Raw genomic sequence first — 4,702 nt, 5'->3', positions numbered from 1 at the left:
CCGGGCCACATGCTTCGCGGCATCGATCCGTGTGATCCGGGTGCGTGTTGTGACCCGTCCCATCAGGACTGCCGTTCCAGCCGGACCGTGACCGCCTTCGAGACGGGCGTATTGGATTCGCGTGCAACGTGATCGAGCGGAACCAACGGATTGGTTTCCGGGTAGTACGCCGCAGCATTGCCCCGCGGTGTCGGGTACGGCACGAGCCGGAAGTCCTTGGCTCGTCGCTCCTCGACGCCGTCGGCAAGCTCCCATTCCGACACCAGGTCCACCCGATCGCCTTCGGCGAAACCGAGCGCGGTGATGTCGTCGGGATGGATGAACACCACTCGCCGCCCACCCTTCACGCCGCGGTAGCGGTCATCGAGGCCGTAAATGGTGGTGTTGTACTGGTCGTGGCTGCGCATCGTCTGCAGAATCAGCCGCCCGGGCGGGACCGGAACCCAATGCAAAGCGTGAACCGCGAAGTTCGCCTTGCCCGTACGGGTCTCGAACCGCCGCTCGTCGCGGGGCGGGTGCGGCAGGACGAAGCCATCGGGCTGACGCACCCGGGTGTTGAAATCCTCGAACCCCGGCACCACCCGCGAGATCGAGTCACGGATCCGGTCGTAGTCGCCAACGAACTCCGTCCACGGGATGGAGTGATCGTTGCCGAACAGCGCCTCGGCCAGGCCGCACACAATCGCGACCTCGCTGCGCAACTCCTTGCCGGCGGGCTTGAGACCGCCGCGCGAGATATGCACCGCGGACATCGAATCCTCCACCGTGACAAGCTGCTTACGACCGCCGGACAGATCCTTGTCGGTGCGGCCCAGCGACGGCAGGATCAGTCCCGTCTCGCCGGTGACGAGGTGGGAGCGATTGAGTTTCGTCGATACCTGGACGGTCAGCGCGCAGTTGCGCAGCGCAGCCTCGGTGACGTCGGTGTCCGGGGTGGCACCCACGAAGTTGCCGCCCATCGCCATGAACACCGACACCCGGCCGTCGCGCATCGCACGGATTGCGTCAACGGCGTCGTAGCCGTGCTCGCGCGGACTGGTGATGCCGAACTCGGTGTCGAGCGCGGCGAGGAACGATTCGGGCATCTTCTCCCAGATACCCATCGTCCGGTCACCCTGCACATTCGAGTGGCCGCGGACCGGGCACACGCCCGCACCGGGCTTGCCAATCATCCCCTGCAGCAACAACAGACTCGTGGCGTCCTGGATCGTTGCCACACCGTGCGTCTGCTGGGTCAGCCCCATCGCCCAGCAGATGATCGTCTTCTCCGAAGCAACCAGCGCATCCGCGGTGGCGTGCAACTGATCCAGGGATAGACCCGTCGCCTCGATGACGGTGTCCAAGTCGACGTTGCGCATGTGCTCGGCGTAGGCCTCGAACCCGGCGGTGTGCTCGGCGATGAATTCGCGGTCCAGCACGGTGCCCGGGTTGCGGTCTTCGGCCTCGAGTATCAGTTTCGCCAGGCCCTGGAACAGCGCCTGGTCGCCGCCGATCCGGATCTGCAGCAGATCATCCGCGATCGCGACACCGTCGCCGACAACGCCGTGCACCTTCTGCGGGTCCTTGAACCGCAGCAGACCGGCCTCGGGCAGCGGGTTGATCGCGATCACCTTGGCGCCGTTGGCTTTCGACTTCTCCAGCACCGACAGCATGCGGGGATGATTGGTGCCCGGATTCTGGCCGGCGATGAGGATCAGGTCCGCGTGCTCGAGATCGGGAACCGACACCGAGCCCTTGCCGATCCCGATGCTGTCCACCAGTGCGGTGCCCGAGGATTCGTGGCACATGTTCGAGCAGTCCGGCATGTTGTTCGTGCCGTAGGCGCGGATGAGCAACTGGTAGACGAAGGCTGCCTCGTTCGAGGTGCGTCCCGAGGTGTAGAACGCGGCCTCATCCGGTGACTCGAGTCGTCGCAGCTCGTCGGCGATCACCGCAAATGCCTCGTCCCACTCGATCGGCTCGTAGTGGGTAGCGCCGGGACGCAACACCATCGGATGGGTGAGCCGCCCTTGCTGGCCCAGCCAGTAGTCGGTGTGCTCGAGCAACTCCGCGACCGGGTGAGCGGCGAAGAACTCCGGACCCACGCGGCGGGTGGTCGCCTCCTCCGCGACGGCCTTGGCACCGTTCTCGCAGAACTCGGCGTGCTTGCGGTGTCCCGGGGTTTCCGGCCACGCGCAACCAGGGCAGTCGAAACCGTTGCGCTGGTTCAGCTTCAAGAATGTCCGCGCGGTCCGGACCGGACCCATCTGTTCCATCGCGCGGCGCATCGAAACAAGCACCGCCGGAACACCTGCGGCATAGGACTTCTCGTGCGTGACGACGACATCGTCCTCGTCGAAGATGTACCGGTCGGGCTTGTTCACGATGTCAGTGCCCCCGTGCGATCCACTCGGCCAGATGCGGCGCTTCAGTTCCGATCGTGGTGTGGTCGCCGTGGCCGGTGTACACGCGGGTGTCCTCCGGCAGGGCGAACAGGCGGTCCCGAATCGATTCGATGATGGTCGGGAAGTCGCTGTAGGAGCGTCCAGTGGCGCCAGGTCCACCGGAGAACAACGTGTCCCCGGAGAACAACACGTCGGCCTCCGGCAGGTACAGGCACACCGAACCGGGCGAGTGGCCGGGTGAGTGGATCACCTGCAACTGGGTGCCCGCCACGCCCACGCGCTGGTCACCGTCGAGGTGCCAGTACGGCGCCTCGGGGTGGGTGGCCTTCCACAGCACGTCGTCGCCCTGGTGCATCAGGATCGGGCAGTACAGCGCTTCGGCCAATTCCGGTGCGACGGTGACGTGGTCGTTGTGACCGTGGGTGACGATCACGGCGTTGACGTGCCGCCCGGCGACGGTCTCGATGATCGGCGCGGCATTGTGCGCGGCGTCGATGACCACGACCTCGTCGTCGTCACCGACGACCCACACGTTGTTGTCGACATCCCACGTGCCCCCGTCGAGACTGAACTGCCCCGACGTCACCACCCGATCAATCCTGAGTGGCCCGCTCACAGCTCGACCACCGAACGCAGCACCTCACCGGCGTGCATCGTGTGGAACGCGTCCTCGACCTCGTCGAGCTTGATCCGCTCGGACACGAAGCGCTCCAGCGGCAGCCGACCCTGCTGGTAGAGGTCGACGAGCATCGGGAAGTCCCGCTCGGGCAGGCAGTCGCCGTACCACGAGGACTTCAGGGATCCGCCGTGGGAGAAGAAGTCGATCAGCGGCATCTCGAGCATCAGGTCGGGCGTCGGCACACCGACCAGGACCACGGTGCCGGCGAGATCGCGGGCGTGGAAGGCCTGCGTGTAGGTCTCCGGGCGGCCAACCGCGTCGATCACGACGTCGGCGCCGAACCCACCGGTCAGTTCCTGCACGGCCTCCACCGTGTCGACCTCGGTCGCATTGATGGTGTGGGTGGCGCCAAGTTCTTTGGCCCACTCCAGCTTCCGGGGATCGCGGTCGATCGCGATGATCGGCGACGCACCCGCGAGCCGGGCGCCCATGATCGCGGCGTCACCGACGCCGCCGCAGCCGATCACGGCAACCGAGTCGCCGCGCGAGACGTTGCCGGTGTTGACCGCGGCACCGAGACCGGCCATCACACCGCACCCGAGCAGTCCGACGACGGCCGGGTCCGCGTCGGGATCGACCTTCGTGCATTGGCCCGCGTGAACCAGGGTCTTGTCGGCGAACGCGCCGATGCCCAGCGCCGGGGTGAGTTCGGTGCCGTCCTCCAACGTCATCTTCTGCGTCGCGTTGTGGGTGTCGAAGCAGTACTGCGGACGCCCGCGCTTGCAGGCGCGGCACTGACCGCACACGGCACGCCAGTTCAGGATGACGAAGTCACCGACCTCGACCGAGTCCACACCTGCGCCGATCTCCTCCACGATGCCCGCGGCCTCGTGTCCGAGCAGGAACGGGAACTCGTCGTTGATGCCGCCCTCGCGGTAGGTGAGGTCGGTGTGGCAGACGCCACACGCCTGGACGCGCACGATCGCCTCACCGGGTCCGGGATCGGGAATGTTGATGGTCGCGACCTCTACCGGCGCACCCTTGGAACGGGCAATCACACCGCGAACTTGCTGTGGCATTGGGTAACTCCTTGGATTGTGTGACGGTGCCCGCATCTGCCGGGCTGATTGTGGTCGGACGATGTCCGATTCACGGATCGGCGAGTTGGGTACGCCGACGACACTGCTTCAGTCTGCAATATCAGTTGGTATCTGTCTAGTATATTAGCAATACGCACGCGAAAGTTCCCGGGATCACAGGACGAGACACAACCGGAAGGCGTCGTAGATCGCGGCGTGAATATTGCGGCTCGCAACGGCGTCCCCGATACGGAAGAGCTGGTAGCCGCCCTCCTCATTGCGGAGCACCTGCTGGGGACGCAGATCGAGCAGCGCCTGCTGATCCACCTCGCCGAGGTTCGACGAGCCGGACACCAGGGAGAAGTACAACTCGTCCTGCGGCAGCGTGCCGTGCTCGACGACAACCTGGTCGACGAGCCGCTGCCGGGTGGCGCGCGCGTACTCGTTGTACAGATCGACCTCGAGCCGGCCGTCCTTGCGGCGCACGCCGGTGAGTCGCTCGTTCAGAGTGATCCGCACGTCGTGCTCGGCGAACACCTTGAAGTAGCCCGGGTAGTTCACCCCACCCACGTCCGGCGCCAAAGTGCGCTCCGGCGTGACGAATTCGACCGGGACACCGC

General features: G+C 65.8%; 3 protein-coding genes and 1 pseudogene. All 4 read right to left on the bottom strand.

The annotated features are described in order from the left end of the window. Positions 1–62 precede the first annotated feature (62 nt). Positions 63–2,363 (bottom strand): FdhF/YdeP family oxidoreductase, encoded by a 2,301-nt coding sequence (locus A8G08_RS04485; RefSeq protein ID WP_425394526.1) that lies wholly within the window; start codon positions 2,361–2,363, stop codon positions 63–65. A 4-nt stretch (positions 2,364–2,367) separates the two neighbouring features. Continuing rightward, positions 2,368–3,000: an MBL fold metallo-hydrolase gene (locus A8G08_RS04480; protein ID WP_068270683.1), complete on the bottom strand. Its 633-nt coding sequence runs from the start codon at positions 2,998–3,000 to the stop codon at positions 2,368–2,370. Continuing rightward, positions 2,997–4,082, bottom strand: a complete 1,086-nt coding sequence (locus tag A8G08_RS04475; protein WP_068270681.1) for an S-(hydroxymethyl)mycothiol dehydrogenase — start codon at positions 4,080–4,082, stop codon at positions 2,997–2,999. The genes A8G08_RS04480 and A8G08_RS04475 overlap by 4 nt, the downstream gene beginning before the upstream one ends. A gap of 174 nt (positions 4,083–4,256) precedes the next feature. Beyond that, positions 4,257–4,702, bottom strand: a pseudogene (locus A8G08_RS27380) (N-methylproline demethylase); the annotation flags it as partial.

This window comes from Aldersonia kunmingensis (assembly GCF_001646865.1).
In the GTDB taxonomy this organism is placed as follows: Bacteria; Actinomycetota; Actinomycetes; order Mycobacteriales; family Mycobacteriaceae; genus Aldersonia; species Aldersonia kunmingensis.
Note: the sequence above shows the minus strand (reverse complement) of the source record. Positions and strands in the feature narration are given on the sequence as shown.